The sequence below is a fragment of the Acidimicrobiales bacterium genome (assembly GCA_036273495.1).
GTDB lineage: Bacteria > Actinomycetota > Acidimicrobiia > Acidimicrobiales > JAJPHE01 > DASSEU01.
The window spans coordinates 1-2,205 of the sequence record DASUHN010000238.1 but is presented as its reverse complement, the minus strand read 5'-3'; the positions used below and the strand labels follow the sequence as shown (position 1 = coordinate 2,205).

Genomic DNA, 2,205 nt, shown 5'->3' with positions numbered 1-2,205 from the left:
CCCGTCGAGCACCGGCCGGCCGTCGGCCCCGCCCATCAGCGCCGCCGCCAGGTACAGCACGTAGCGGTCCACCAGCCCGGCGGAATGGAACGAGTGGGCCACCCGCGGGCCTCCCTCGACCAGGAGCGACAGGACGCCCTGGCCACCCAGGTCGTCGAGGACCCGGCCCAGGTCCCCCTCCATCTCCACGGCGGGCTGCAGGCGGGCCCCCGCCGGGGCCTGGCCGAGGACGATCCGCTTGGGGTCCCGCCCCTCGGCCAGCCGCACCGTCAGCTCGGGGTCGTCGGCGCGGGCCGTGCCCGCCCCCACCAGCACGGCGTCGTTGACGGCGCGCAGCCGGTGGGCGTCGGCGCGGGCCTGCTCCCCCGTGATCCACCGGCTCGACCCGTCGGCGGCGGCGGTGCGCCCGTCCAGGGTGGCCGCCATCTTCAGCGTGACGTAGGGGCGCCCCGTCCGGCGGTGCTTCAGGTAGGGGGCCAGCTGGCCGCTCACCTCGTCGTCCAGGACTCCGACGGTGACCTCCACGCCCGCGGCGCGCAGGATCTCGATGCCCCGCCCGGCGACGTTCGGGTCGGGGTCCTCGATGCCCACGACCACCCGGGAGATCCCCGCCGCCAGCACGGCGTCGGTGCACGGCCCGGTGCGGCCGGTGTGACAGCACGGCTCGAGGGTCGTGTAGAGGGTCGCCCCCCGGGCGTCGGCCCCGGCGACGCGGGCGGCGTCGAGGGCCACGATCTCGGCGTGGCGGCGTCCCGGAGGCTCGGTGGCCCCCACGAACGAAGCGCCGTCCGCCGTGACCAGCACCGACCCCACCCACGGGTTCGGGGAGGTCGACCCGAGCACGCCGCCGGCGGCCTCAACCGCCCGTGCCATGGCTGCGTGGTCCTGCATGCGTGCTCCGTCGCTGTTTTCTTGACCGCTCAGTCTAGTTCGGGTGCTGGGCGGTCTCCCCGGCCAGGAGCGACAGGGCGTGGGGCACCACGTCGAGCACCGCCTCGAGGCACTCCACCGCCCCCCGGGTCGACCCGGGCAGATTGAGGACCAGGCACGTCCCCGCCGCCCCCGCCACCCCCCGGGACAGCCGGCCCAGCGGGTTCACCAGGCGCATGGCCTCGGCCATCCCGGGCGCCTCCCGCTCGATCACCCTCCGGGTCCCCTCGGGCGTGAGGTCGCGGGGCCCGAACCCGGTGCCCCCGGTCGTCACCACCAGCCCGCTGAAGCCGGCGATCATCCCCCCCAGCGCCTCGGCCACCGACTCCGCCCCGTCGGCCACCACCGTGCGCTCCACCACGGAAAAGCCGGCCTGCTCCAGCCGCTCCCCCACCGCGGCCCCGGAGCGGTCCTCGCGGGTGCCGCCGACGACCCCGTCCGACACCGTCAGGACCTTGGCCCTCACGGGCGCGCCACTGTCCGCCCCGCCCACGGCCGGGCGCCGTCGGACCCCCCGCCGGCGGCCCGCCTGATGTCCGCGGCGGAAGCGCGCGGGTCGGGATGGCCGAAGATGGCGCTGCCGGCCACGAAGGCCCGGGCGCCGGCGGCGGCGCAGCGGGGCGCGGTGCCGGCGTCGATGCCGCCGTCGACCTCGATCACGGCGGCGTAGCCCTGGGTGCGGATCTCCCCCGCCGTGCGCTCGATCTTCGGCAGGACCTCGGCCATGAACTCCTGGCCGCCGAAGCCGGGGAACACGGTCATCAGCAGCACGAGGTCGACCGCCCCGAGATGGTCGGCGAAGGCCTCGAACGGGGTGTCGGGGTTCACCGCCAGGCCCACGTCGAGGCCGAGGCCCCGCATCTGGTCGACGAGCGCTCCGGTCCGGCCCAGCTCGGCATGGATCGAGCAGCCCGACGCCCCCGCCTCCCGGAACCGCTCGAGGTAGCGCTCGGGCTCGGTGATCATCAGGTGGCAGTCGAGGTACACGCCGCCGCAGTGGCGGTGGAGGGCGGCCACCACCGGGGGACCGATGGTGAGGTTGGGCACGAAGTGGCCGTCCATCACGTCCACGTGGAGGAGGTCGGTCTCGGGCGCGACCCGGTCGACCTCCTCGGCCAGCTGGGCGAAGTCGGCGGACAGGATCGACGGGGCGATGCTCACCCGCGCCGCCCGCTCGGTCGTGGGCTCCGGCACCACCGTCACGCTAATGGCGCGGGCGCTCCAGCCCGAGCACGAACATGCCGTCCGTGTCGGCGTCCTGGGGCAGGAGCAGGG

The 2,205-nt window shown here is 75.9% G+C and carries 3 protein-coding genes; all 3 read right to left on the bottom strand.

What is annotated here, in order from left to right; translation table 11 throughout:
- A partial coding sequence (gene ribD, locus VFW24_10215) for a bifunctional diaminohydroxyphosphoribosylaminopyrimidine deaminase/5-amino-6-(5-phosphoribosylamino)uracil reductase RibD (protein ID HEX5267136.1) occupies positions 1-891 on the bottom strand: 891 nt, incomplete at its 3' end.
- 34 nt (positions 892-925) lie between these two features.
- Positions 926-1,396: a MogA/MoaB family molybdenum cofactor biosynthesis protein gene (locus tag VFW24_10210; protein HEX5267135.1), complete on the bottom strand. Its 471-nt coding sequence runs from the start codon at positions 1,394-1,396 to the stop codon at positions 926-928.
- Complete coding sequence (rpe, locus tag VFW24_10205; protein HEX5267134.1) at positions 1,393-2,124, bottom strand: ribulose-phosphate 3-epimerase; 732 nt, start codon at positions 2,122-2,124, stop codon at positions 1,393-1,395. The genes VFW24_10210 and rpe overlap by 4 nt, the downstream gene beginning before the upstream one ends.
- Positions 2,125-2,205 lie beyond the last annotated feature (81 nt).